Raw genomic sequence first — 26,298 nt, forward strand, 5'->3', positions numbered from 1 at the left:
GATTCCCGAGAATATAATCCATTATCACCAGTTATTTAACATATGATGCGTGAAAGTTACGCAATTTATGTCTGGGAAATCCGTTTCCGGAATCGGTCCGCCCGGCGGATGCCGAGCCTTACCCCGCTTCAGGACAATCGCTCCAAAATGCGGAAATATACTATGTTGTTTTTACTATATTTTTATTTCGGATTTCGCCGCAAGCACCCTGAGTCGCCTCGGCTTTTCGTCCTGCTTCATCCCTACGCGCAAATACCCATAGCCGCAGCGCAGCAATAGTCACATTACGTGAGTATTTATGTGATAATTCATTTAAATATGCCAAAGATTCATTCTTTAGGTGAATTTTCATGCTTCTTATTTGACCAAACCGTGTTTCCGCATCCCCGCAGGCACGATGGAGGATGCACCTCACGCCGAGATCACGGCATGAGTAGGGGGTATTGACCCCTCTGGATCGGGTGGCAAGCGCCACAAAGACCCGCAACCGGAACTCCGGACGATCCCGAGGCCCCCTATCCCTTCCAATCAAAAGGCCCGCCATGTTTCTCCGCTTTCCGCCCTTCGTGACCGCAGCGCTCGGCGCTCTGATCCTGACCGCCAGCCTTCAGCCCGCCGCCGCCAAGGAGGCCAAACTGGACCTCCAATCGGCATGGACGCTGACCCTGCCCGCCTCCGGCCAGAACGCCCAGCACTTCACCGACGAGATCAACGCCATTTCCGGCGGTCAGGTCTCGGTCAAACTCTATGACGCGGGCAAGCTGGTCCCGCCGCTGCAGATTTTCGATGCCGTCCAGCAGGGTACGCTCGATATGGGATATACCTCGCCGCTCTATGTGGCGGGCCGCTTCCCTGCCGTGCAGCTGTTCGGCGGCGTGCCCTTCGGGCCGGATGCGCAGGATTATATCGGCTGGATCTACAATGGCGGCGGGCTCGAAATCTGGCGCGAGATCTATGCCAAACAGGGCGTGGTCACCGTGCCTTGTGGTGTCATGGATGCCGAGGCCGGGGGCTGGTATACCTTCCCGATCGAAAGCGTCGAAAGCCTGAAAGGCAAGAAAATCCGCTTCGCAGGTCTTGCAGGCGAGGTCATGAAGAAGATGGGCGCTTCGGTTGTGCTGCTGGCGGGGGGCGATATCTATCCCAATCTCGAACGCCATGTGATCGATGGCACCGAATTCTCGATGCCCGCCATCGACGAGGCCATGGGCTTCGAGAAAGTCGCCAAATACTACTATCTGCCCGGCTGGCACCAGCCCGCCGCGATCAACGAGCTGATCATCAACAAGGCCAAATGGGACAGCATGGATGATGCCCAACGCGGGCTGATCGAGACCACCTGCCGCGAAACCAATATCTGGTCGCTGACCTCCACCGCGCAGGCCAATGCCGCAGCCGTCAAGAAATTCGAGGCCGCCGGCACCGAGATCCGCACCTTCCCGCCGGAAGTTCTGGCCGCCTTCAGACAGGCGACCGACGAGGTGATGGCCGCGCAATCCGAGCAGGATGCCGATTTCAAACGCACATGGGAGTCGCTGCAGGCCTATCGGGCCTCGGTGCAGGACTGGACCGAGCATAAGGAATAAGGCCGGAGGGCGGGGTCATACCCGCCCTTCCGTCTGAAAGGTGATCCATGATCCAATTCATCGACCGTTTCTGCGCCACGATCGGCAAGATAGGCGCCTTCTTCCTGCCGCTCCTGATCGTGACGATCCTCGTCAATGTCACCCTGCGTTATGTGTTTTCCATGGGCATGATCGAGCTCGAGGAATTGCAATGGCATCTCAATGCCGTAGCCGTCCTGCTGAGCCTCGCTTGGGCCTATCAATGCGAGGATCATGTGCGGGTGGACATGTTCCATGCCAAAATGTCGCCGCGCCGCCAAGCACTGGTGGAGGTGCTCGGGCTGATCTTCCTCTTCTTTCCCTTCATCGGGCTCGTCGCATGGAATGCGTGGACGATCTTCTCCTATTCATGGGCCCTGAAGGAAGGCTCGCCCATGCCCTCGGGTCTCCCTGCGCGCTATATCATCAAGGGGATCATGGGCTTCGGGCTGAGCCTGCTGCTTTTGCAAGGCATCGGGCTTTTCCTGAAAGCCGCCACACGGCTCTTCGGCCCTAACCGGAGGGCTGCATGATGGATGCGCTTTTCATCTTCTTCTTTTTCGCCACCTTCCTGTGCATCCTGTTCTCGGGCTTCCCCGTGGCCTTCGTGCTGGGGGGAGTGGGGGTGCTCTTTGCGGCCCTCGGCACGGTGATCGCTCCGCTCGACATCGCCGATGTGGCCGAGTTGCGGATGGTCGGCTTTGTGGCCAACCGCGTCTTCGATACGGTCTCGAGCTATTCCCTGATCCCGATGTCAATGTTCATCTTCATGGGCTTCATGCTGGACCGTTCGGGCATTGCCGAGCGGCTCCTCAAGTCGATGCGGGCGGCTCTTGGTCCGGCACCGGGCGGGCTGGCGATTGCCGTTGTGGTGATCGGGGTGGTGCTCGCGGCCTCGACCGGCATCATCGGTGCCTCCGTGGTTTTGCTCGCCACGATCGCCGTTCCCACCATGTTCGAGGCGGGCTATTCCCGCCGCGTGAGCCTCGGCACGGTAGGGGCAACAGGATGCCTTGGCATCCTGATCCCGCCCTCGATCATGCTGGTGGTGATGGGCGACCAGCTCCGCATTCCGGTGGGGGATCTCTTTATGGGGGCAATCCTTCCGGGAGCAGCTCTGGCACTGGCTTTCGTGCTCTTTATCGTGGTCACCGCCCTTCTGGTGCCCGGGACCATGCCCAGATACCAGCGCAGCGGTGCCGCCTTGCCCGTCACGGTGCTTCTGCGCGAATTTGCGGGCGCCCTGCTCGCCCCTCTGGCACTGGTGCTCGCGGTGCTGGGCTCGATCATCGCGGGCATCGCCTCGCCTACCGAGGCCTCGGGGATCGGCGCAGCAGGCGCGACACTGTTGGCCGCGATGAACCGCAAGCTCGGCTGGCAGGACTTCCGCGAGGTCTGCTACCAGAGTGCCCGCACCACCGCCTTCCTCTATATGCTGATCTTCGGGGCGGCCTGTTTCTCGGTCGTGTTGCGCGGCTATGGCGGGGATGATGTGGTGGCAGAGGCGCTGCAGGCGCTGCCGCTCGGCCCGCACGGGGTGCTGGCCTTCGTCATCTTTGTGGTCTTCCTATTGGGGTTCTTCCTCGACTGGATGGAGATCGTGCTGATCGTGGCCCCGTTGGTGATGCCAGTGTTGACCGGTTTCGGCTATGATCCGGTCTGGCTCGCGATCCTTCTGGCACTGGTGCTGCAGACCTCGTTCCTGACGCCTCCCGTGGGCATGGCGCTATTCTATCTGCGCTCGGCCGTGCCGGGGGCAACCATCGGCGAGATCTATCGCGGGGTCATTCCCTTCGTGCTGTTACAGTTGGCGACACTGGCGATTGTGGCGGCCTTCCCCTCATTGGTGCTTTGGTTGCCATCACTCCAGAACTAGCACCAGTTATATGTGAACGATTTTCGAGCATGCTTATTTGACTATAAGCGTGCTTTCATTACATCAAAGAATGCGCATCCATTAACTCCGAACCGTATATTTCGGTTACGTCCTTATAGAGCGCCACCCCATAGCTTACTGACATCAGGTCATATTCTTGACTGTTCACATTTAAACAATCCACGAGGCTGAAATGTGCATATTCTATCCGCCAAGGCATCAAATTATAATATTTTTTCCATTATGTTGTTGTTATTATTAAAGTATTTAATGGACCCCGCTTCCAGTAAGCTCTCTAGCCGCTAGTTTGCGCATACATCACGATACGGTGACTTCGACGCTGGCGACATTGCGTCAAATTGAAACATTCTGAATGAAGCAAACTGTGACGTGTGAGGCAGGAAAGGGATTCTTTTCCCGTCATCCGCGTCGCGCTTAAATGGTTCAATTTCAAACTATCTGTGCCAGTGAGGACGGTCTCAGATGGTGCGACAGTCGGATCCCCGGTCCAACGTTCCGATGCCAAGGCGCAGGCGGCCCGTGCTCTACTGTCTCCCAAAAGCGATCCGTTGCTTGGCGAAAAGGCTCCCCCGACTTCGTCCGGCGCGGTCCCCCCGATACAAAAGAGAAAAATCATGACACAGACTTCAGGCCCGCATGTCGGGCGGCGCGGGTTCATGCTGGGCACAGCAGCCATCGCCACAGCCGCGGCACTGGGCTATCCGTTCGAGAGCGTCAGCGCGGCCACCGTACTCGATCAGGCAGCTCCGGATCTCGCCACCTATCAGCCCACCTTCTTCACCAAGGACGAATTCGCGCTCCTTTGCGCCATGGTCGACCGCCTGATCCCGGGTGACGGCGATGGCGAGAAAATCGGCCCCGGCGCCCTCGAGGCCAATGTTCCCGTCTTCCTCGATATGCAGGTCGGTGGCGATTACGGTCAGGACTGGTATCTCAAGGGTCCCTTCCCCAAGAACCCCGATCCGCTGATGGGCTACCAGATGCCCTATATGCCCGCCGAGATCTACCGCAAGGGGCTCGCGATGGCCGCCAAGGCCGCACAGGACGCGCATGGCAAGGCCTTTGCCGAGCTGACCGCAGACGAGCAGGACGCCTTCCTGACCGATCTGCAGAAGGACAAGATCGATTTCCTCGCACAAGGCGAGGATTACCTGACCGCTGGCAATTTCTTCAGCCAGCTGCTTTCCGATACCCGTAACGGCTATCTCGCCGATCCGATGTATGGCGGCAACAAGGGTATGGGGGCATGGATCATGATCGGCTACCCGGGCGCCCGCGCCAGCTTCCGCGAATGGGTCACCCAGCACAATGTCAAATACCCGCTGGGCCCTGTCAGCGTCAAAGGCATGCGCGCGTAAACCGCGACAACGGAAAGAAGGAGATAGCAATGGCTATTGTGAATGATGAAGTGGATGCCGTTGTCGTGGGTCTGGGCTGGAGCGGCTCAATCATGGCGATGGAACTGGCCCGTGCAGGCCTGAAAGTGCGCGCGCTCGAGCGGGGCGAGGACCAGTCGAGCGAGGACTTCGCCTATCCCAAACCCGCCGACCAATATGGCTACGACAAGCAGTATAAAATCTTTGCCAAACCGAAATCGGCAGCGGTCACGGTGCGTCACACCACTGATGACAATGCACTTCCCACCCGCCAATGGGGGTCATTCTGCCCTGGCAATGGCGTAGGTGGGGCCGGTCTGCATTGGACGGCAGTGATGCTGCGTCCGACGCCCACGGACCTGAAACTGAAGACCTATGCCGATGAAACCTACGCCCCCGGCCAGCTGCAGGAAGACATGCAGGTGCAGGATTTCCCCGTGACCTGGGACGAGATGGAGAAGCATTTCGACTTCTTCGAGAAAGTCTGCGGCCAGTCCGGCACCACTGGCAACCTCAATGGCGAGATCCAGCCGGGCGGCGACCCCTTCGAGGGCCCGCGCTCGAACCCCTATCCGCTGCCGGCACTGGAAGACACGCTGAACTGCTCGATGTTCCGCGAACAGGCCACGAAGATGGGCTACCACCCCTTCTCGAACCCCTCGGCCAACGTATCGCAAGCCTGGACCAACCCCTATGGCCAGAACATCGCGCCATGCAACTATTGCGGTTTCTGCTCGAAATACCCCTGCCTGAACTATTCGAAAGCCTCACCGCAGACGACCATTCTGGATGCGCTGAAGCTGCACAAGAACTTCGACTACAAGACTAATGCCGAAGTGGTCCGCGTCGATCTGCATGACGACAAAAAGACCGCCAAGGGCGTGACCTATGTCAACGAGAATGGCGAGGAGGTCTTCCAGCCTGCCAAGATGGTCTTCCTGTGCTCGTTCCAGTTCCAGAACGTGCGCCTGATGCTGCTATCGGGTATCGGCCAGCCCTATAACCCGATGACGGGCGAGGGCGTCGTGGGCCGGAACTATGCCTTCCTGTCGAATGGCGGCGTGACCATGTTCTTCAAGGACAAGGAGTTCAACCCCTTCGCGACCGCCGGCGCGACCGGTGTGATGTTCAACGATGTCTCGCCGCGTCCGGGCTTCGAGGATGGCGTGAAATACGGCTTCCTGGGCGGCGCGAAGATCCACTCCTCGCAATCGAACGGCAACCCGATCGGCACCGCCCTTCCCAAGGACGTGCCCGGCTGGGGCATGGGCTGGAAACAGGGTATGCGCGACTGGTATGGCCATTCGATGAAGATCTCGATCACCACGACCTGCATGTCCTATCGCGGCAACTACATGGATCTGGATCCGACCTATACCGACCATCTGGGCAATCCGATGGCGCGGATCACCTTCGACTGGAAAGAGAACGAGCTGAAGCTGCAGCAGTATCTCAAGGAGCTATGCAACAATATCGCCCGCGAAATGGGCCCCGATATCAGCCATGACAGCTTCCTCAAGCCCGACAGCCATTACGACATGCGCCCCTATGTCTCGACCCATAATGTGGGCGGTGCGGTGATGGGCGATGATCCCAAGACCTCGGCGCTCAACAAGTATCTGCAAAGCTGGGATGTGCATAACGTCTTCGTGCCGGGCGGCAATGCCTTCCCGCAGAACTTCCAGGCAAACCCGACCGATATGATCGGCGCGCTGACCTACCACGCGGCCGAAACCATCGTAAAGGATTACATCAAGAACCCCGGCCCGCTGGTCCAGGCATAAGGAGCGTTGGATATGAAACTCGTAATGATGTCCGCCGCCCTATCGCTGGGCGCAGGGATGGCCATGGCGCAGGATGCCGATCTGGTCAAACAGGGCGCCTATGTCGCGCGGCTGGGCGATTGCATGGCCTGCCATACCGCACCGGGCGGCGCGCCCTATGCCGGTGGCCTGCCGATCAAGAGCGATCTGGGCACGATCTACGCCACCAATATCACCCCCGACAAAGAGGCCGGTATCGGCAGCTATTCGGAGGAGGATTTCGCCAAGGCCGTCCGCAAAGGTGTCACCCCCGACGGGACGCATCTCTATCCGGCGATGCCCTACCCCTCCTATGCCAAAATGACGGATGCCGATATCAAGGCGCTCTACGCCTATATCATGCAGGATGTAGAACCGGTGGCCGAGAAAGCCCCGGAAACGCATCTGGGCTTCCCGTTCAACCAGCGTTGGGGGATGGCCCTGTGGAACCTCGCCTTCAGCGAAAGCGTGGGCTTCACACCCGATCCCAAGCTCTCGGATGCCGAGAACCGCGGGAAATATATCGTCGAAGGAGCAGGCCACTGCGGCAGCTGCCATACCCCGCGCGGGATCGGCATGCAGGAGAAAGCCTATGATAACGGCAGCGACGACTATCTCGCTGGCGGCGATCTGAACGGCTGGAGCGTGCCCTCGCTGCGCGCCGACGCAGACAGTGGCATAGGTGTCGCAGGCTGGACCGATCAGGAGATCGTCGACTATCTGGCCATGGGTCGCAATGACAAGGCGGCGGTGGGCGGCGAGATGACCTCGGTCATCGAGCACAGCACGAGCCACATGACCGATGACGATCTGGCTTCGGTCGCGGCCTATCTCAAGACCATGGCGCCCTCGGGTGATCTGGTCTCGCTGAAGCCTGCAGCCGATGCCCAAGCCACGATCGCCACCCTGACGGCGGCCAAGGATCTGACCAATGGCGAGCGCGTCTATATCGACAATTGCGGTGCGTGCCACTTCGTCACCGGCAAGGGCGGCAAGGACATCTTCCCCGAGCTGGATGGCGCGAGCATCGTCAACGCGCCGAGCGCGACAGGTCTTGTGCATACCATCCTCGCCGGCGCTAAGACGCCCTCGGTCGAGAAGGCGCCTTCGGTCAATCTGATGCCGGGCTTTGCCGGCCGTCTGAGCGATCAGGATGTTGCGGATCTCGCAACCTTCCTGCGCGGCGCATGGACGAACAATGCCGGCAAGGTCAGCACGTCGGATGTGGCGTCGGTCCGCGCGACCCTGGCCCAGGACTGATCCGGTCCGCCAAAGACGGGTTATCCCTGACGGGGCGCATCCATGATGCGCCCCGTTTCAGTTGATAAGCAGGGTGGAATATAAGGATAGATAGATTCACTTTCGATTAAAGGTGAATCCAATCGCCATATTCTTGCCAGCTTTTTGGCAAGGCCGTTCCTTGCGGCTCGGGCAGTTTGCATCTGTCCTCCTCGCAGCGAAGACGCCCCGGGCGCCGCGCGAGCGCGTGCAAAATGCGCGCAATTCTGGCGGTGAATCCGCGTCCCTTTCGGCCAGTACAGGTATTTCCGGCGTTGTTACGGCCGTTATCCTGAAGGATTGCGTTTATGTGCACAATTTGCGGCAGCACAGATCATATTGCCCCGCTCATCGACATGGCGGCGAGCATTACATCCGATAGTGCATCCAGCGGCAAACCCGTCTGGAGTGTTCAGCAGATCGCGACCTATCTAAGCACCGGCTATTGGGCCGACAAAGGCAGTGCCGCGCATAAATTTGCGATCACCTCTTCCGGCACCCTGACGGTCAACCTGTCGGGCCTGAGCGACACCAGCGCCGCCTATGCCCGTGCAGCCCTCGAGGCATGGACCGATGCCTCGGGTATCCGGTTCAAGGAGACGACGGCGAATGCCCAGATCACCTTTACCGATAGCAATTCCGGCGCCTATACCTCGACAAGCTATTCGGGCTCCGTGACCAGCTCGGCCAGAATCAATATAAACGAGACGTTCGCCTCCAGCGCCTACATGCTGCAGACCTATATCCACGAGATCGGTCATGCGCTGGGGCTTGGCCATTCGGGCGATTACAACGGCTCCGCAAGTTTTGCGACCGATGCCGCCTATGCCAATGATACCTGGCAATATTCGATCATGTCCTATTTCTACCAGACCCTCAGCAGCGATACCGATGCCAGTTTTGCCTATGTCGTCACGCCACAGATCGCCGATATTCTCGCGATCCAGCAGATGTATGGCACGTCCTCTTCTGTCCATAGCGGCAGTACGACCTATGGGGATAGCGGGGTCGAACTTCTGGATGCGCGCGCCCAGACCATCGTCGATGCCGGCGGCACCGATACCATCGATCTACGCTCGCGCAGCGCGGACCAGAAGATCGACCTGACCCCGGGTAGCTTCTCGGATCTTGGCGGGCGCGAGAAAAACCTCGCGATCGCGCTCAACACGACCATCGAGAATGCCTATCTCGGCAGTGGCGATGATACCATCATCGGGAATGCGGCTAGGAATATCCTGTATGGCGGTGCGGGCAATGACGAAATCTCCGGCGGTGCGGGGGCGGATTATCTTGCCGGTCAGGACGGCAATGATGCGCTATGGGGCGGCAATGGAAATGACAGCCTCTGGGGCGGCAATAATAACGACGTGCTGATCGGAGGGGATGGCGATGACTTCCTCAACGGGCAATCGGGGAATGACACGTTGATCGCAGGCTCCGGCAGCGACACCCTGAACGGTGCCGAAGGAGACGATACGGTCGTCTACGACCTGCAGTCGGAAGATGTTTTCATCTACTATTCCGGTTCTCAGCTTCAGATCAAACATGGCAGCGACATCGATTATCTCAACGGGATCGAAACCGTCGCCTTCAATGACGGAAGCTGCGCCGTGTCCGATCTGGCAACGCTGGCCAATAAAGGCTGGATCGATGCCTCGAGCATCCTGGACGGAACGGCGCTGCAGACGGCCGCGAAAACGCAAACCAGCGTGACAGATCCTGCCACCACCACGAGCACGGTCGCAGCCACGACCTCGGTCGCCTCGCATATGGAGGTTGGAACCACTAGCCTTGCGCGATCGGCCAAGAATGAAGGCTGGATCACGGTCAGCTTCGCATCAGCAATCGAGGACGCGATTGTCGTCGTCGGCCCGATCACGAGTAATGGTGGCCAGCAGGTTGTGCCCGAGATCCGCAACATCACAAGTTCGGGCTTCGAGATCCGGCTGGCGGAATGGGACTATCTCGACGGAACGCATGTGCAGGAACAGATCTCCTGGATGGCAGGGAGCGCGGGCAGCTACTATCTGGCCGACGGCACCCAGATCACCTTCGGATCGGCCGAGATCAACGGCGCAAGAAACACGACCATCACGCTTGACGGTTTCGATAGTTCCGCCACGGTGACGGCCTATGGCAGCCTCGTGGGGACGGGCGATCAGGTTCTGACCCATCGTATGGCAAATATATCGTCCGATGGTCTGCAAGTCAGGATGCAGGCAGAAGAAGCAGAAAAAGGCACGGTTTCCACCGAGATCCGGACTTTTGACTATGTGGTGATCGAGAACGGTGGCACCCTGGTCGACAATAGTGCCCTCAACCTTGCGTCGAACTGGGGAGCAATCGGAGATACGGACAGTAACGCGGTCTTCGCAGACATGCAGACCTATCGGGGCGGCGATACGACGAGCCTGAGACAGACAACAGTCAAAGACACAACCTACTTGAAACTTGTCGAAGAACAGTCCTACGACGCAGAAACCAGTCATATGAACGAAAGCGTCGCCTATACCAGCCTCGAGACCGGAAGCTATAGTCTCCTGACATCCGACCCTCAGGAATACAACACCGTTAAAAGTGCCCTCGAGGTCGGAACGCTATCCCTGAGCCGCAGCAAATCGGACGATGGCTGGATCCATGTCAGTTTTGGCGAGACGATCGCAGATGCCGTTGTCGTGCTCGGACCGGTGACAACAAATGGCGGCCAAGCCGTCACAACAGAATTGCGAAATATCACGGATGAAGGCTTCGATGTGCGCCTTTCCGAATGGGATTATCTGGATGGAGCCCATATAGTGGAAAGCCTCTCCTGGATGGCAGGCACCGAGGGCCAGCACATGCTGTCCGATGGCACCAAGATCACACTCGGCACCCAACAGGTCACGGGCAACCAGACCGCCGCGATTTCCTATGACGGCTTCGATGGCACGCCAACCCTCATTGCCTCGGTCTCGGGAGAGGGTAGCCAGATCGTCACGGAACGGATCGTCTCGGTCGGAACCGAGAGCGCCAAACTGAGGCTCGCCGCCGAGGAATCCGATGGCGGGGTCTCCAGCACGACTACCCGCGTCGTGCAATGGGCCGCCATCGAGGAAGCGCCCGGATCCTCGGTCTCCGAGGGCTCGGCCCTGATCAGCAGCACCGCCGCCAAGATTTCCGTCGACAGCACCTTGGCGCTATTTGCGGATACACAGTCCTATCGGGGAGCGGATACGATCGTCCTGCGCAGCAAAGAGACCAATGATGGCACCAAGCTCTATTTGCAGGAAGAACAATCCAAGGATAGCGAGACAGGGCATGTCTATGAAACGGTCTCCTGGATCACGATTGGCGAAGGCCGCTATGAATTGATCGATCTTGACGATGCGGCTGCCGACGAGCCCGTATTGGCTGCTGCCGGTTCGGACATGACCTCCTTCGTGGATGATCTCGTCCTGTGAATATCCGCGGATCAAGGGCGCAATTCCGCCCGGGGAGTGCCTTCTGACAAGGCAGCCCCTGCGGATCAAGGCCGTGACAAGGCTCTCTTGGCCCTCGCCATAAAAAAACACCGGCACCCCTCGAGGTGCCGGTGTTTTTGATCGTGTGGATCAGAGACCGCCGAAATGGAAGGCTTTGGTCTCGAGATATTCCTCGATCCCTTCTTGCGCGCCTTCACGGCCCAGACCCGACGCTTTCACACCGCCGAAGGGTGCTTCGGCATGGCTGACCGCGCCGGTATTGAGCCCCACCAAACCGGTTTCCAGCGCCTCGCCGAAGCGGAAGGCACGGGCCATATCGGTGGTGTAGAAATAGGCCGCCAGACCGAAGGGCGTGCCATTTGCGATTGCCAGCGCCTCTTCCTCGGTCTCGAATTTGAAGACCGGAGCAACGGGACCAAAGGTCTCTTCACCCGCACATTGCATATCCAGCGTCGCCCCCACGAGCACGGTCGGATCGGCATATTGCGCCGTCAGCTCGCGTTTCTTGGTCGCGCGGGTTGCGCCCTTGGACAGCGCATCCTCGACATGGCGGTTGATCTTGTCGATCGCGGCTGCATTGATCATCGGACCAATGGTCGTATCCTCGGCAGTGCCGGGGCCGACCTTCAGCGCATCGACCTTCTCCGCGAGCTTGGCAACAAAGGCGTCATGGATCCCCGATTGCACCAGCAGACGGTTGGCACAGACGCAGGTCTGGCCACCATTGCGGAATTTCGACGCCATCGCGCCTTCCACAGCCGCATCCAGATCGGCATCATCGAACACGATGAAGGGCGCGTTACCGCCGAGTTCCAGCGACATCTTCTTCAGCGTCGGGGCGCATTGTTCGGCCAGAAGTGCGCCCACACGGGTCGAGCCGGTGAAGGACAGCTTACGCACAACAGGGCTTGCAGTCAGCGCGCCGCCAATGGCCTCGGGTCGACCGGTCAGGCAGTTGAGCACACCTTTGGGGATGCCCGCACGCTCGCCCAGCAGGCACAGCGCCAGCGCCGAATAGGGTGTGAAATCAGAAGGTTTGATGACCATCGTGCAGCCTGCCGCCAGACCCGGTGCCACCTTGCGGGTAATCATCGCGGTCGGGAAGTTCCACGGCGTGATGATCGCACAGACACCCACCGGCTCTTTCATCGCGAAGATCTTCTTACCCTTCACGGGGCTCGGGATGATCGAACCGTTGATGCGGCGGGCCTCTTCGGCAAACCAGCGGATAAAGGAGGCCCCATAGACGATCTCGCCCTTGGCCTCGGCCAGCGGCTTGCCCTGTTCGGCGGTCAGGATCAGCGCCAGATCATCGGCATTCTCCAGCATCAGATCATACCACGCCATCAGGATATCGGCGCGCTCGGCATGGGTCTTGGCCTTCCACGACTTCATCGCCTCGGCTGCGGCGGCAATCGCCTCCTCGGTCTCGGCGGCGGTATTGTCGGGCATATGGCCTAGAACGTCGCCGGTCGCGGGGTTCATCACGGGCATATCGGCCCGCGCGCGCCACTCGCCATTGATCAGCGCCGCCTCGATGAAGAGGGCGGGGTCGCGCAGCTGGGCGCGCAGGTCGAAGGTTTCATGCACGGTCATATCAGGCCTCCAATGCGGCTTTCACGGCCGCGGTGATTTCATCGGTCGAGCTGGCGCCCGGACGGGTGCCGATGCCCTTGGCAGTGGCGGCCTCGATGGCCGACAGAATTGCGGTTGCGGCGGTTTTCTCGCCCAGATGGTCAAGCATCATAGCGCCCGACCAGATCGCGGCAATCGGATTGGCGATGTTTTTACCGGCAATATCGGGGGCCGAGCCATGCACCGGCTCGAACATCGAGGGCACCGACGGATCGGGGCAGATATTGGCCGAGGCCGCAAAGCCAAGCCCGCCCTGAATGGCCGCACCCAGATCGGTGAGGATATCGCCAAAGAGGTTCGAGGCCACGATCACATCCAGATCCTGCGGCGCCATCACCATCTTGGCGGCCATCGCATCGATATGCATATGGCTGACGGTCACATCGGGATATTCGGCGGCGATCTTGTCGGTCATCTCGTCCCAGAACACCATCGAGTATTTCTGGGCATTGGATTTGGTGACAGAGGTCAGATGCTTGCGCCGGGCCCGCGCCTGCTCGAAACCGAAACGAAGGATACGTTCGACGCCCTTGCGGGTGAAGATCGCAACCTCGGTCGCCACCTCATTGTCCTGCCCCTGATGCACGCGGCCACCGGCACCCGAATATTCCCCTTCGGTATTCTCGCGGATGCACAGGATATCGAAGCCTTCGGCCTTCAGCGGGCCCTCGACGCCCGGCAACAGACGGTGCGGGCGGATATTGGCATATTGGGTGAAGGCCTTGCGGATCGGCAGCAGAAGCCCGTGCAGCGACACCGAATCCGGCACCGTTTTCGGCCAGCCCACGGCACCCAAATAGATCGCATCGAAGGGGTGCAACTGCTCGATCCCGTCCTCGGGCATCATTTTGCCGGTTTCCACATAATATTCGCAGGACCACGGGAAGGTGGTGGGCGCGAGAGCGAAGCCGAATTTGGCCGCCGCCACATCCAGCACCTCCATCGTGGCATCCGTTACATCGACACCGATCCCGTCACCGGGGATGAGGGCAAGCGTATAGGTCTTCATCGTCACTCCTTTGGTCGATCACAGATCGATCAGCACAGATTTCGTGCGCCGGTTGGCGCGGTAGGCCTCGCGGCCCAAGTCCTTGCCGAGCCCCGAGGCTTTCCAGCCCCCCGTCGGCAGAATGTGATCGCGCGAGCGGCCATAGCGGTTGATCCAGACGGTCCCCGCCTCGAGCCGCCCGCCCAGACGCAGCGCGCGGCTGAGGTCGCGCGTAAACAGCCCCGCGCAAAGACCATAGGTGTCATGGGCGGCCTGCGCCATGGCGTCTTCCTCGCTCTCAAACGTCTGGAAGGTCGCCACGGGGCCGAAGATTTCCTCGGTCACGGCGGGGTTGGTTTCATCCACGCCCCCAATGAGGGTTGGCTGATAGAAGCTGCCCTCGCGGTCAAACGCCGCGCCGCCACAGAGGATCTCGCCGCCCTGTGCGCGAGCCGCCTGCACGATGGAATCGATCCGCCCCATCTGACGGGCCGAGATGATAGGCGAGAAACCCGCACTGCCCGCATGGGTCACGTCGGGCACCTGCTTGGCGAACTCCACCATCAGCTTGGCGGCCAGCTCATCAGCCACCGATGCCGCCACAAGGATGCGCGAGCCCGCCACACAGAATTGCCCCGCATTGGGCAGGATACCCCGCGCCAGACATTCGGCGGCCTTATCCAGATCGGCATCGGCAAAGACCAGCATCGGGCTTTTGCCGCCCAGCTCCAGCGTCATCGGCTTGATGCCATGGCGCGCGATATTTTCCATGATCGCGGCGCCTGCGCGGGTCGAGCCGGTGAAAGACACCTTGTCGATGCCCGGATGGCCGGTAATCGCATTGCCGGTAGTCGGACCATCGCCCAGCACCACATTGATGAGCCCCGCAGGAATGCCCGCACGCACCGAGAGTTCCGCCATATAAAGCGTGGTATAGGGCGTCATTTCGGAGGGTTTGATCACTACGGCATTTCCCGCCGCAAGCGCGGGGCCAAGCTTCCAGCCCGCCATGGAAATCGGGAAGTTCCAGGGCGTCACGGCCCCGATTACCCCATAGGGATGATCCGAGATATAGCCAAACTGGCTGTCAGACGTCGGCACCAGATCGCCGCATTCCTTATCGGCAAATTCAGCAAAAAAGCGGATCTGCTCGGCGGTCACCATCACATCGCCCGCGAGCGCCTGCGCATAAGGGCGCGAGGAACAGATCGCTTCAAGCTGTGCCAGATAGGGCGCCTCGGCCTCAATGAGATCCGCCCATTTATGCAACGCCTTGGCACGGTCGCGGGGCGCAATCCCGCCCCAGTTCGACAGTTTCAGCGCCTGACGCGCCGCCCTGACAGCACGATCCACCATCTGCGCATCCGCACAGGCAATCGCACCGATACGTTGGCCGGTCGAAGGAGAGATGACCTCGATCGCCTCGGGGGCCGCAACATATTGCCCGCCGATGAAATGGCCCGAAGGAAGGGCAACGGTGGAAGGGTCGAATGCGAAACTCATACTATCCTCGTCTTTCTTCGCCCCAGCCTAAGCGGGACTGGCGCATCAATTCTGATTAAAACGGCCCTCTTCGCAGCATTTTCCACTGCGCGGGCCGCTTTGCGGCAGATTATGCCGCGTCAGAATTTTGAAACCTTGCCCCATTGGCTCTCGTTAAAGCGGGAGAGCCTGTATTGTGCGATCTCGGTGATCGGCGTCCGTCCCAGAAGCATGTCGGCCACCAGATGCCCGACCCCCGGCCCGATACCGAACCCGTGGCCCGACAGCCCTGCGGCCAGCGTCAGACCGGGCAGGCCGGTCTCGGTGTCGATGACGGGCACACCATCGGGGGTAGAATCGATGAAACCCGCCCATGTTGCCTGAACCGGCAGCGCTTTCAGCGCGGGTAGCAGCGCACGGGCGCGGCTCAGCGTCATATCGATCAGTCCCTTTGCGGGCGTCGGATCCAGAACCCGCATCCGCTCCATCGGTGTGATCCGATCGAGCGCCCAGATCTTGCGGGTCTCGAACCCTGCCTTCCATGCCTGCAACCCGCCCGGGCCGAGGCTTTTCCAGCGCTTGGTGAACATCGGCAGGAAATGTTTCGCTTGAACGATCATTCCGGGCGTGGGGTCCACGGCGGCCTTGCCCGAGATGGCAAGCGTATAGGCGCCGTCGCCGCGCCGCGTCACCGATACGGCGGCGGTATGGAGCGCATCGGGCAGCCCCTCGGCCCCCGGCGCAACGGAAAGGATTGAACTGCGCACCGAGGCCTGCGGGAAGGCCAGCCCGTATTGATGCAGGAAGCTTGACGCCCAAGCGCCGCCCGCCATCACCACCTGCGCGGTCCGTATGGTACCACGTTCGGTCACGACGCCGCTGACCCGGCCGGCACTGGTTTCCAGCCCTCGCGCGGCGCAGTTCTGCAAGACGACCCCGCCATGTTTGATCACGCCCTTGGCAATCATCGGCGCCGCGCGCGAGGGATCGGCGGTCCCGTCACTGGGTGACCAGACCCCGCCTGCCCAAGTCTGGCCGGTTGCAGCGCCCCGTTCGGCCGCTTCCGCCGCCGTCAGCATCCGTGTATCGACCCCTTCGCCACGAGCGAAACGGCCCCACTTGGCCCAGCCCTCGATCTCGGCCTGATCTTTGGAGAGATACAGAAGCCCGCAGCGCCGGAACCCCATATCCTCGCCAATGTCGGCAGTCATCTCCTCCCATAGTTCCAGAGACTTCGTCGAAAGCGGCAGCTCGCGCGCATCACGGTTTTGCTGGCGACACCAGCCCCAGTTGCGGCTCGATTGCTCGGCCCCGATCCGGCCCTTCTCCAACAGCACGACTTTCTGGCCCGCGCGCGCCAGCCAATAGGCCGCACTCACCCCCGCGATCCCTGCCCCGATCACCACGCAATCGGCATGGGTCGGCAGATCGGCGGGGGTATCGAATGTGAAAAGCGGTGCGGGCATGGGGGTCTCCTCGATCGTTGGCCCCACGCTACACGTCACCCCGCAGCCACATCTGCCAAATCTCAACCATTTGTGGCATATCATGTTGTATACCGGATGCCGCATGCCCTTCCTTGCGCGGAAAAATCCGCTATGACTAGGGCAGGTAAAGGCGCAGGAACGAATATGAGCACGGCTTATAAACTGGACAGGATCGATCTGAAGATTCTGGCGGAGCTGCAGCGCAATGGCCGGATCACCAATGTGGAACTGGCAGATCTCGTGGCACTTTCGCCCTCGCCATGCCTGATGCGGGTGAAAAAGCTCCAGCAAGCGGGCTATATCAGCGGATATGCCGCCCAGATCGATATGACAAAGCTCGGTGAGACGCTCACCGTCTTTACGGAATTCACCCTGAAAAACCACCGCCAGATCGATTTCGCCCGATTTCAGGAGGCGCTCGAGAAGGTCGATAGCTGTGTCGAATGCCATCTGGTCTCGGGCGGATACGATTATCTGGCGAAATTCGTCACCGCCTCGATCGGCGATTACCAGACCATCCTTGAGGGGTTGGTGGACCGCGATATCGGGATCGACAAATATTTCAGTTTCGTGGTGATGAAGACGCCCTTCGTCAAAACCCAGATCCCGCTGACGCGGATCTTCGCTGACAGGCTATGAAAAAGCCCCGCCAAGAGCGGGGCTTTTTGTTCAACGATTGGCGAATTTGGCGATGAGCTCGGGATCCTGTTCCAGCGAATTGAGCCAGTTGGTATCGAGCTGCGGCACCGAGGAGATCAGGAGCCGCGAATAGGGATGCGTCGCCTCCGCGCTCATCTTGGCGGCAGGCAGCGCCTCGACCACCTCGCCCTTATACATCACCAGAACCTCGTCGCAGATGGCCTCCACCGTCGAGAGGTCATGGCTGATGAACATATAGCTCAGCTCCAGCTCGCGCTGCAGCTCCTTGAGGAGTTCGATGATCGCCGCAGCCACCACCGTATCGAGCGCCGAGGTGATCTCGTCGCACAGGATCAGCTCGGGCTCGGCGGCCAGCGCACGCGCCAGATTGATCCGCTGTTTTTGCCCGCCCGACAGCTCGCCCGGAAGACGGTGACGCAGCGCCGCAGGCAGGCGCACCATATCCAGAAGCTCGATCACCCGCTTCTCGCGCGCCGCTCCGCGCAGGCCGTGATAGAAGGTCAGCGGACGGCCAAGGATATTGCCGATCGATTGCGCCGGGTTGAGTGCGGTATCGGCCAGCTGGAATACGATCTGAGCGCGGCGCAGCTGCTCCTTCGAGCGTTTGGCCAGATCGCCCGGCATTTCCTGCCCGTCAACCAGAGTGTAGCCGCGATAGGGCGGCAGGATCCCTGCCACAGCGCGCGCGAGCGTCGATTTGCCCGAGCCGGATTCCCCGATCACCCCCAGATTGCGCCCGCGATCCAGCGTGAAATTCACGTTTTTCAGGATCTTGGCCGCAGGAACCCCGTCACGCAGCGTGCCATAGCCTGCACAGAGATCGCGCACTTCGAGGATCGGCGTATGTTTGGCACGATCCGGCACACCCGAAGGCTCATGAACCACCGGCTCGAACGCCGAGAGAAGCTCCCTGGTATAGCGATGGGCGGGCTGATGCAGGATCTGCTCGCAGGTTCCCTCTTCCTGAATCTCGCCGCCCTTGAGCACGATGATCCGGTCCGCGATCTGGGCCACGACGGCCAGATCATGGCTGACATAGACGCCCGCCGCACCCACCTCGGCCATGGCGCGCTTGAACGCGCGCAGAACCTCGATCTGGGTGGTCACATCAAGAGCGGTGGTGGGCTCGTCGAAGATCACCAGCTTGGGGCTTCCGATCAGGGCCATTGCCGCTGCGAGCCGTTGCAACTGTCCACCGGAGACCTGATGGGGATAGCGCTGACCGATCGTATCGGCATTGGGCAGCGCCAGCGCGTGGAAGAGGCTCACGGCCTTCTTCTCGGCCTCCTCGCGCGACATGAGGCCATGGATGGTCGAAATCTCGACAACCTGATCCATGATCCGTTGGCTGGGGTTGAAGGCCGCCGCCGCCGATTGCGGCACATAGGAAACTTCGGTGCCGCGGATCGTGGCGCGTTGTTTCTCCGACAGGGCGGTAACCATATGCCGGTCGAGCCGGATATCGCCGCCGGTGATCTTGCAGCCGGTGCGGGTATGGCCCATCAGCGACAGCGCGATGGTAGTCTTGCCCGAGCCCGACTCGCCGATCAACGAGACCATCTCACCCGGCGCGATATCGAAACTCACGCCCTTGATGATCTCGATCTTGCGGCCCGCATCCGTGGTGGCGCCGATCCGCAGATCACGCACCGATACAAGCGCCTTGGTGTCTTGTGCGAAATCCTTCATGGCTCAGCTCCTGTCGCGGATTTTAGTGGGCAGGTTATCGATGAAGAGATTCACCGAAATGGTCAGCGAGGCGATGGCGAGGCAGGGGAAGACCACCGCGGGCGCGCCCAGCGACAGACCTTCGATATTCTCGCGCACAAGGCCACCCCAATCGGCATTGGGCGGCTGCACACCAAGCCCGAGGAACGACAGCCCCGAGAGCACCAGCACGATGAACACAAAGCGCAGACCCAGATCGGCCAGCACGGGACCGAGGATATTGGGAAAGATCTCGCGGGCGATCAGATAAGGGGTGCGCTCGCCACGGGCGCGGGCCACGGTCACGAAATCCATCGTGTTCACATTGACCGCCAGCGCACGGGCAAAGCGGTAGGCGCCGGGCAGGTAGATCACTGCAAGCGTGCCCACCAAAACGGGGATCGACGAGCCGATCGCCGCCACCGTCACCAGACCGAACAGGAGCGAGGGAATGCCGTTGAGCGCATCAAGGAAGCGCGAGAGGCACATATCGAACCAGCCACCGGCCACGGCAGCGACCATGCCGAGGATCACCCCGCCGGTGCAGGCGAAGAACACCGCCGCCAGCGAGATGCCCACCGTGTAGCGCGCCCCGATCAGCACACGCGAGAACACATCGCGGCCCAGATAATCGGTGCCCATCCAGAACTTGTTCGTGACCGCGCCGAAATAGTCCCAATCGACGATTTCACCCGGCGGGTGCGGCGCGATCAACCCGCCGAAGATGGCAACCACGGCCCAGAAGAGGATGATGGCAAGGCCGATCCGGCCCACCCAGTTGAAGGAATAGCCAAGGTTTTTCGGCGTCGGAAGGCGGAAACTCGAAATATTCATCAACGGCGCAGCCTCGGATTGGACAGGATTGCGGTCAGATCGGCCAGCGTGATCAACAGCAGATAGCTGATGCAGAAGATCATCGCGCAGGACTGGATCAGCGGCAGATCGCGGGTGGAGACGGCATCGACCATCAGCTTGGCCACGCCCGGATAGTTAAAAATGGTCTCGACGATGATCACGCCGCCAACCAGATAGCTGAGCGAGAGCGCGATGGCATTGGCGATGGGACCGAGCGCATTGGGCAGCGCGTGTTTGAGCACCATCCGCTTGCGCGAGGCCCCCTTGAGGAGCGCCATCTCGACATAGGGGGTATTGATCGTCTCGATCACGGCGGCCCGCGTCATGCGGATCATCTGCGCCGAGACCACGAAGGTCAGCGTGATCACCGGCATCGCATAGGCCTTGAGCATCGCGCCGAAGGTGGTGGCATCGGCAGCCCCATAGCTCAGCGCCGGCAGCCAGCCCAGCCAGACCGCGAAGATCAGCACCGAGAGCGTCGCCACCATGAATTCGGGCACCGAGATGACCGAGATCGTCAGGATCGACACGATGCGGTCGAACCACGAGCCGCGCCACATGGCCGCCCCGATCCCCAACGACAGCGCCACGGGCACCGAGATCAGCGTCGTGATCCCCGCCAGTTTCAGCGAATTGACCAAACGGCCACTGACCAGATCGGCCACCGCCATATGGTTCACATAGGATGTGCCCAGATCACCACGCAGGAACCCGAAAAGCCAGCTCAGAAAACGCAGGATCGCGGGCTCGTCGAGCCCCATCGCCTTGCGCAGGCCCGCAACAGCTTCGGGTGTGGCCGCCTGCCCCAGCAGGATCTGCGCCACATCGCCGGGGAGCAGTTCGGTGGCGAAGAATACGGCAAAGGATACGATGATCAGCGTCAGTATCGCGATACCGAGCCTTTGTAAGACAAGGAACCATGGCATGAGCGATTGGGGCAAGGAGCACCTCCCGTCGGAGAAATCTTAAAAAAGCGGGCTGCGCCTGCACGGCGCAGCCCCAGTCGGGGGATATTCTTTAGGCGTTCAGCCAGACATATTCGAGGAAGGAGAAGCCCATCAGCGCGCCCAGCGGGTTGGCACGCATGCCACCGACCTTGTCAGACAGACCATCCACGTTGGAAATAAAGGCCGGAATGATGGTGCCTGCCTCGTTGGCAACCATTTCCTGCATGTCCCAATAGATCGAGGTCCGCTTGTCCTCATCGAGCGAGCCCCGCGCCTCGAGCATCATCTTGTCGAATTTCTCCGACTTGTAATGGCTCTCGTTCCACGGTGCATCCGATGCATACAGCAGCGAGAAGAGGATATCGGGCGTGGGCCGCGGGTTGATATTGCCGAAATGCACGGCCGATTTGAGCCAGTAATTCGACCAGTAGCCATCGGGCGGAACCTGATCGACCTTCAGCTTCATGCCGATCTGCTGGCCCATCTGCTGGATGATCGTGGCCATATCGACCGAGGAGTTGGCCGCCGAGGAGGCCACCATCGGGATCTCGGTGCCCAGAAGGCCGGATTTCTCGAAATGGTGTTTTGCCTTGTCGGGGTCATAAGCGCGGGGCTTGAGGTTGGGGTTATGGTAGCGGTTCGCGCTGGAAATCGGCTGGTCATTGCCGATCTCTGCCATGCCACGCAGGATCGATTTCTGGATCGCTTCGCGGTTGACCAGATATTTCATGCCCTCGACGAAATCGGCCTTCGAGCCCGGCTCCATATCCAGACGGATATTGAGGTCGGTATAGCTGCCCGAGGTGGTGATCGAGGTGGTCACACCCGGTTTGCCGTCCATCAGACGGACAGAGCGCGGGTTGAGCGAGGCACCCACATGGATATCGCCCGACAGGAGCGCGTTCACACGGGCATTGGTATCGGCAATCGCGAAGAACTCGAACCCGTCGAGATAGGGGCCTTCGGATTTGAAGTAGTTCGGGTTTTTCTTGCCGATCGAATGCACGCCGGGTTCGAAGGCCTCACAGATGAACGCACCGGTGCCGTTGGCTTTGGTGAAATCGGTGGTGCCATCGGCGATGATCATGAAGTGATGCATCGCGAAAATGGTCGGCAGGTCGGCATTGGCGCCCGACAGCACGACTTTCACGGTCAGATCATCGATTTTGGAGATCTCGGACATCTGGCCTGCCATTGCAGCTGCCTTGGAGCCCACGGCCGGATCGAGGTGACGCTTGAGCGAATAGACCACGTCTTCGGCCACAAGCGCCTTGCCATCATGGAAGGTCACGCCGGATTTCAGCTTGATTTCCCATGTTTTCGCATCGTCCGTATTGATCGTATCGGCCAGCTCCATCTGCACCTGACCCTGTTCGTCGAGGAAGGTCAGACGGTTATAGAAGGCACAGCAGTTCACATAATCGGTCGAGAGCGACGCTTTTGCCGGATCGAGCGTATCAGCGGTCGAGGACGACCAGCCCGCGGCTTTCAGCACACCGCCCGAGACGGGGGTCGCGGCCACGGCCTTGTTGGCGCCGAGCAAGAGCGAGCCACCGGCCGCCATGCCTACACCTGAGGCCATCAGCATCTTGAGAAGGTCACGCCGCGAGGCTCCGCGACGGATCATGTTCTCGACCATCGCGTCATCGCGACCGGTCCAGTTGGTCGGCTTGAAAGTCATAATCTGGTCATCCCTGTCTGTTGTGCCCGAAGGCTTTGGTTAACGATGGCCTTTTAGGTGCCAATTTGGCTCGGGCGGTCTTATGGCCGCCCTGAGCCGGGTTCAACGTGCCCGCACATGGCTTGCAAACACTTCAGCAGACGTTATGCGTCAAAGGCTTTCTCGGCGGCTTCCGCCAGCTCGATCAGCGCGTGGAAGTGGTAGTCGGGCTCGGTGAATTCCTTGGGCTCGATGGTCCCGCCATAGCCGTTCTGCGCGTGCCGGCGCTGGATCCAGGCATTGGTCATACCCAACTCGCGCGAGATGCCGATATCGTGGTATTGGCTCTGCGCGGTATGCAGGATGTCGTCCTTGGAGCCGCCGTCTTTTTCCACATAGGCGAAAACCTGATGGAAGTAATCGGGGTTCGGCTTCTCGCAGCCGGTATCATCGGTGGTGAAACCGGCCCAGAAGGGCTGACCCAGTTTCTCGGCATATTTCTCGAAGGCCCAGCGGCGGGCATTGGTCATCGCCACCAGCTTGTAATGCTTCTTCAGCGTCGCCATGGCCTTCACGCTATCGGGGAACGGCTTGGCCTCGCCCACAGTGTCGATCATCAGCTGGCGATATTCCTCGGTATCGGGCAGATCAAATGCGGCCGCGATACGCGAATAGCAGCGCCCCAGATCATCGGGGAAGCGCAGCGCGCCCGGCTCGTAGCGCGCGTCGCGATAGACCGAGAGGGCAGCTTCGCCGTCGATCGTCACGCCTTCTTTGGCCGCGATCGCGTTGAGGCCGTCTTTGATCGCGCCCTCGAAATCGATCAAGGTGCCGACAACGTCGAAAGTGACATAGCTAAAAGCGGTCAGCGGTTTGGTGGCGGTTGTGGTTGCCATCTTTGGCAGTCCTTTCTGCGGATATGCCGGAGGGAGAGGTCCGGCGAAACATTCTGCGGGCAAGCACCGGTATCGAGGCATCTATGCCCCGAAATGCGTGTGTCTCTTGGGCTTTTGCTGCGACAATTTCTGTCTTCGTAGGATCAGTGTGCCGCTAAAAAACAGCCCTGAGGCACCGAATATCGAAGCTTTGCGGCATAATGTTCTGTATCCCACCGGCCAGAGACAGAATTTAATGCTGTAAAAAAAACCGGCCCTAAGGCCGGTTCCTGAAGGCTCAGTAGCCTTTCTTCTGATCCACCTGTCCTGGGATCGGATTTCCTGCAGCCGAGGCTTGCATCACCGCCAGAACATGGCGCGCGCCCTCCTCATAGCCGGTGCGGGCCGCGATATGGGGCGTGATGATCAGACGGCTGTCGGACCATGCCCAGTGATCTGCCGGGAGGGGTTCGGGGTCGGTCACATCCAGCATGGCCGATGTGATCTGGCCCGCATCGAGTGCGGCACGCAGCGCCGCCAGATCGAGCTGTGCCCCGCGCCCCGCCTGCACGATCCGCGCGCCTCTGGGCAGCTTCGCAAAGAATGCCGCATCCATCAGTCCGCGCGTCTCGTCCGTCAGCGGCAGCAGGCACACCAGAATATCGGTGCGCGCCAGGAACGCGTCGAGGCCTGCCTGATCATAGACCGGACAATCCTCCACCGGCCGCCCCGAACGTGACCAGCCGGCTACCTCGAAATCGAGGCTCTTGAGGGTCTGCGCCGTCAGCTGACCGATGCGGCCCATACCCATGATGCCGACCCGCGCGCCCTTGGCTGTGTTGGGCGCATGCTGGACCCATTCCCCACGGGTGGCCTGATCGAGATAGACAGGCAGATCGCGATGGGTGGCCAGAACCCCCATCACGCACCAGTCACGCACCATCTTCTCGATACTCTCGGCCAGCGTGCGCGACAGCGCCACCCCTTCGGGCAGCGGTGGCATATGGTCGACACCCGCCCCCACCGAGATCAGCACCTCGAGATTGGGATAGCGCGCAATATCCTCGGGTGGCTCCCAACAGGCGATATGGGTAATCGAGGCGGGGTCCGTGACCGCCGCCTCGCCCATGATCATCTCGATTCCATGCGGAGCGAGGACCTCTTTCCAGACCTTCTCGCGCTCGGGGATGGAGAGATAAAGGAGCTTCATCCTTTCAGTGCCGCGCGCACATCCGCATCCTCGAGCGTCTCGTCGAGCACGGCTTTGGTGCGGGCAACGATCATGTCGATCTCTTCCTCGGTGCAGCACAGCGGCGGCGCATAGCCGAAGATGCCCTGCGCGAAGGAGCGCACGATCAGACCCTTCTCCCACGCACGGTCAAACAGGCGGGTGGCCGGTTGCACCGAGGCCGGAAGCGGGGTCTTGTTCTCCTTATCGACGACCAGCTCGATGGCGGCGAGCATGCCGCGACCGCGAACATCGCCCACCAACGGATGGTCGGACAGGCCCTTGAGACCTTCCATCAGTCGCGCACCAACCTTGCGGCCATTCTCCAGCAGGCCACCCTCGTAGAGCGACAGGACTTCCAGAGCGACCGCCGCCGAAACGGGATGCGCCGAATAGGTGAAGCCATGACCCACGGCCTTGGCACCTGCGCCCTCGGCGATGGTTTCGTAGACATGATCGGACATGAAGACCGCACCCATCGGTACATAGCCCGAGGTCAGGCCCTTGGCGGTGGTCATCAGATCGGGGACGATGCCCTCGTCTTCACAGGCGAAAAGCGGGCCGGTGCGGCCGAAGCCGGTGATAACCTCATCGGCAATGAAGAGGATCTCGAGTTCCTTACACACATCGCGCATCGCCTTGACCCAGCCTTTCGGCGGGACCAGCACGCCGCCCGAGCCCTGGATCGGCTCGAGATAGAAGGCCGCAACCTTCTCAGGCCCGATGGCCTCGACCTTGGCTTTCAGCTCGTTCACCGACGCTTCGATGATCTCTGCATCGGTCTTGAGCGGATTACGATAGGTGTAATGCGACGAGATCTTGTGCTGCCAGCTATAGGGCACGCCGAAGCCCTCATGGAAGCCGCCAAGTGCCGTCAGGCCTGCGCCCATCGTGGTCGAGCCATGATAGCCCTGTTCGACCGAGATGAACTGGTCACGGTTCGGCTGGCCTTTCGAGTGCCAGTAATACCGCACGAAGCGGATCGTGCTATCGACCGCATCCGAGCCACCGAGCGAGAAATAGATATGGTTCAGATCGCCCGGTGCGCGCTCGGCCAGTTTGGCGGCAAGCTTGATCGGAGCTTCGGCCCCGAGGTCGAAATAGCCGGTGGCATAGGGCAGTTTGCGCATCTGCTCGGCGGCAGCTTCCACAATGCTTTCATGGCCATAGCCCGCATTCACGCACCACAGGCCTGCAAACCCGTCGATCAGCTCTCGGCCTTCCGCATCCGTCACCCGCGCGCCTTTGGCCGATGCGAGCACCCGCACGCCACGCGCTTCGTGGCCTTTGAACGAGGATACGGGGTGGATCAGGTGCTGGCGATCCATCTCGATCAGGGAATTGGTCAACATTGAC

General features: G+C 60.5%; 19 protein-coding genes. 8 read left to right on the forward strand and 11 right to left on the reverse strand.

Going from position 1 to position 26,298, the window contains the following annotated elements; genetic code table 11:
* Positions 1–542: 542 nt before the first annotated feature.
* The 7 genes from ABEB22_RS17340 (at position 543) to ABEB22_RS17370 (ending at position 11,397) form a co-directional block, all read left to right on the forward strand.
* Positions 543–1,586 carry a TRAP transporter substrate-binding protein gene (locus ABEB22_RS17340; RefSeq protein ID WP_349295110.1) on the forward strand — a complete coding sequence of 348 codons (1,044 nt, stop codon included), beginning with the start codon at positions 543–545 and terminating at the stop codon, positions 1,584–1,586.
* A gap of 47 nt (positions 1,587–1,633) precedes the next feature.
* The gene (locus ABEB22_RS17345; RefSeq protein ID WP_339115179.1) at positions 1,634–2,137 is read left to right on the forward strand and encodes a TRAP transporter small permease subunit; all 504 of its coding nucleotides are present in this window, start codon (positions 1,634–1,636) and stop codon (positions 2,135–2,137) included.
* Positions 2,137–3,480, forward strand: a complete 1,344-nt coding sequence (locus ABEB22_RS17350; RefSeq protein WP_349295311.1) for a TRAP transporter large permease subunit — start codon at positions 2,137–2,139, stop codon at positions 3,478–3,480. The genes ABEB22_RS17345 and ABEB22_RS17350 overlap by 1 nt, the downstream gene beginning before the upstream one ends.
* A 635-nt stretch (positions 3,481–4,115) precedes the next feature.
* On the forward strand, positions 4,116–4,859 hold the full coding sequence (locus tag ABEB22_RS17355) for a gluconate 2-dehydrogenase subunit 3 family protein (protein WP_349295111.1): 744 nt from the start codon (positions 4,116–4,118) through the stop codon (positions 4,857–4,859).
* A gap of 29 nt (positions 4,860–4,888) precedes the next feature.
* Positions 4,889–6,661, forward strand: coding sequence for a GMC family oxidoreductase (locus ABEB22_RS17360; protein WP_339115181.1), 1,773 nt, complete (start codon positions 4,889–4,891; stop codon positions 6,659–6,661).
* Between the two features lie 12 nt (positions 6,662–6,673).
* Entirely contained in the window at positions 6,674–7,939 is a 1,266-nt protein-coding gene (locus tag ABEB22_RS17365) for a cytochrome c (protein ID WP_349295112.1), read from the forward strand.
* Between the two features lie 326 nt (positions 7,940–8,265).
* Positions 8,266–11,397, forward strand: a complete 3,132-nt coding sequence (locus ABEB22_RS17370; RefSeq protein ID WP_349295113.1) for a M10 family metallopeptidase C-terminal domain-containing protein — start codon at positions 8,266–8,268, stop codon at positions 11,395–11,397.
* A gap of 150 nt (positions 11,398–11,547) precedes the next feature.
* Here the strand turns inward: ABEB22_RS17370 and ABEB22_RS17375 are convergent, their stop codons facing one another.
* The 4 genes from ABEB22_RS17375 to ABEB22_RS17390 form a co-directional block, all read right to left on the reverse strand.
* Entirely contained in the window at positions 11,548–13,014 is a 1,467-nt protein-coding gene (locus ABEB22_RS17375; protein WP_349295114.1) for an NAD-dependent succinate-semialdehyde dehydrogenase, read from the reverse strand.
* Position 13,015: 1 nt separating this feature from the next.
* Positions 13,016–14,062, reverse strand: a complete 1,047-nt coding sequence (locus ABEB22_RS17380) for a tartrate dehydrogenase (RefSeq protein ID WP_349295115.1) — start codon at positions 14,060–14,062, stop codon at positions 13,016–13,018.
* Positions 14,063–14,080: 18 nt separating this feature from the next.
* Positions 14,081–15,544: an aldehyde dehydrogenase family protein gene (locus tag ABEB22_RS17385; protein ID WP_349295116.1), complete on the reverse strand. Its 1,464-nt coding sequence runs from the start codon at positions 15,542–15,544 to the stop codon at positions 14,081–14,083.
* 119 nt (positions 15,545–15,663) lie between these two features.
* Positions 15,664–16,989: an FAD-binding oxidoreductase gene (locus tag ABEB22_RS17390; protein WP_349295117.1), complete on the reverse strand. Its 1,326-nt coding sequence runs from the start codon at positions 16,987–16,989 to the stop codon at positions 15,664–15,666.
* A gap of 165 nt (positions 16,990–17,154) precedes the next feature.
* Here ABEB22_RS17390 and ABEB22_RS17395 point away from each other — a divergent pair, with 165 nt between their 5' ends.
* Positions 17,155–17,649 carry an Lrp/AsnC family transcriptional regulator gene (locus ABEB22_RS17395; protein WP_339115188.1) on the forward strand — a complete coding sequence of 165 codons (495 nt, stop codon included), beginning with the start codon at positions 17,155–17,157 and terminating at the stop codon, positions 17,647–17,649.
* A gap of 30 nt (positions 17,650–17,679) precedes the next feature.
* On the opposite strand, the gene ABEB22_RS17400 is transcribed toward ABEB22_RS17395, so the two are convergent.
* From ABEB22_RS17400 to ABEB22_RS17430, 7 genes are all read right to left on the reverse strand, one after another.
* Positions 17,680–19,359, reverse strand: a complete 1,680-nt coding sequence (locus ABEB22_RS17400) for an ABC transporter ATP-binding protein (RefSeq protein ID WP_349295118.1) — start codon at positions 19,357–19,359, stop codon at positions 17,680–17,682.
* A gap of 3 nt (positions 19,360–19,362) precedes the next feature.
* A complete protein-coding gene (locus ABEB22_RS17405; RefSeq protein ID WP_339115190.1) occupies positions 19,363–20,211 on the reverse strand; it encodes an ABC transporter permease in 849 nt (282 codons plus the stop codon).
* Positions 20,211–21,158 (reverse strand): ABC transporter permease, encoded by a 948-nt coding sequence (locus ABEB22_RS17410; protein ID WP_339115616.1) that lies wholly within the window; start codon positions 21,156–21,158, stop codon positions 20,211–20,213. Before ABEB22_RS17410 ends, ABEB22_RS17405 begins: the two co-directional genes overlap by 1 nt.
* 91 nt (positions 21,159–21,249) lie before the next feature.
* Positions 21,250–22,860, reverse strand: coding sequence for an ABC transporter substrate-binding protein (locus tag ABEB22_RS17415; protein WP_339115191.1), 1,611 nt, complete (start codon positions 22,858–22,860; stop codon positions 21,250–21,252).
* A 143-nt stretch (positions 22,861–23,003) separates the two neighbouring features.
* Positions 23,004–23,735: an HAD-IA family hydrolase gene (locus tag ABEB22_RS17420; protein WP_349295119.1), complete on the reverse strand. Its 732-nt coding sequence runs from the start codon at positions 23,733–23,735 to the stop codon at positions 23,004–23,006.
* A gap of 277 nt (positions 23,736–24,012) precedes the next feature.
* Positions 24,013–24,924, reverse strand: a complete 912-nt coding sequence (locus ABEB22_RS17425; protein WP_339115193.1) for an NAD(P)-dependent oxidoreductase — start codon at positions 24,922–24,924, stop codon at positions 24,013–24,015.
* Positions 24,921–26,294: an aspartate aminotransferase family protein gene (locus tag ABEB22_RS17430; RefSeq protein ID WP_339115194.1), complete on the reverse strand. Its 1,374-nt coding sequence runs from the start codon at positions 26,292–26,294 to the stop codon at positions 24,921–24,923. Before ABEB22_RS17430 ends, ABEB22_RS17425 begins: the two co-directional genes overlap by 4 nt.
* Between the last annotated feature and the right edge of the window lie 4 nt (positions 26,295–26,298).

Origin of the sequence: Thioclava sp. 'Guangxiensis' (assembly GCF_045348365.1) — a bacterium.
Classification (GTDB): Bacteria; Pseudomonadota; Alphaproteobacteria; order Rhodobacterales; family Rhodobacteraceae; genus Thioclava; species Thioclava kandeliae.

Coding starts and splice junctions, on each gene's coding strand:
- ABEB22_RS17340 (WP_349295110.1), top strand. CDS start 543: ATGTTTCTCCGCTTTCCGCCCTTCGTGACCGCAGCGCTCGGCGCTCTG.
- ABEB22_RS17345 (WP_339115179.1), top strand. CDS start 1,634: ATGATCCAATTCATCGACCGTTTCTGCGCCACGATCGGCAAGATAGGC.
- ABEB22_RS17350 (WP_349295311.1), top strand. CDS start 2,137: ATGGATGCGCTTTTCATCTTCTTCTTTTTCGCCACCTTCCTGTGCATC.
- ABEB22_RS17355 (WP_349295111.1), top strand. CDS start 4,116: ATGACACAGACTTCAGGCCCGCATGTCGGGCGGCGCGGGTTCATGCTG.
- ABEB22_RS17360 (WP_339115181.1), top strand. CDS start 4,889: ATGGCTATTGTGAATGATGAAGTGGATGCCGTTGTCGTGGGTCTGGGC.
- ABEB22_RS17365 (WP_349295112.1), top strand. CDS start 6,674: ATGAAACTCGTAATGATGTCCGCCGCCCTATCGCTGGGCGCAGGGATG.
- ABEB22_RS17370 (WP_349295113.1), top strand. CDS start 8,266: ATGTGCACAATTTGCGGCAGCACAGATCATATTGCCCCGCTCATCGAC.
- ABEB22_RS17375 (WP_349295114.1), bottom strand. CDS start 13,014: ATGACCGTGCATGAAACCTTCGACCTGCGCGCCCAGCTGCGCGACCCC.
- ABEB22_RS17380 (WP_349295115.1), bottom strand. CDS start 14,062: ATGAAGACCTATACGCTTGCCCTCATCCCCGGTGACGGGATCGGTGTC.
- ABEB22_RS17385 (WP_349295116.1), bottom strand. CDS start 15,544: ATGAGTTTCGCATTCGACCCTTCCACCGTTGCCCTTCCTTCGGGCCAT.
- ABEB22_RS17390 (WP_349295117.1), bottom strand. CDS start 16,989: ATGCCCGCACCGCTTTTCACATTCGATACCCCCGCCGATCTGCCGACC.
- ABEB22_RS17395 (WP_339115188.1), top strand. CDS start 17,155: ATGAGCACGGCTTATAAACTGGACAGGATCGATCTGAAGATTCTGGCG.
- ABEB22_RS17400 (WP_349295118.1), bottom strand. CDS start 19,359: ATGAAGGATTTCGCACAAGACACCAAGGCGCTTGTATCGGTGCGTGAT.
- ABEB22_RS17405 (WP_339115190.1), bottom strand. CDS start 20,211: ATGAATATTTCGAGTTTCCGCCTTCCGACGCCGAAAAACCTTGGCTAT.
- ABEB22_RS17410 (WP_339115616.1), bottom strand. CDS start 21,158: ATGCCATGGTTCCTTGTCTTACAAAGGCTCGGTATCGCGATACTGACG.
- ABEB22_RS17415 (WP_339115191.1), bottom strand. CDS start 22,860: ATGACTTTCAAGCCGACCAACTGGACCGGTCGCGATGACGCGATGGTC.
- ABEB22_RS17420 (WP_349295119.1), bottom strand. CDS start 23,735: ATGGCAACCACAACCGCCACCAAACCGCTGACCGCTTTTAGCTATGTC.
- ABEB22_RS17425 (WP_339115193.1), bottom strand. CDS start 24,924: ATGAAGCTCCTTTATCTCTCCATCCCCGAGCGCGAGAAGGTCTGGAAA.
- ABEB22_RS17430 (WP_339115194.1), bottom strand. CDS start 26,294: ATGTTGACCAATTCCCTGATCGAGATGGATCGCCAGCACCTGATCCAC.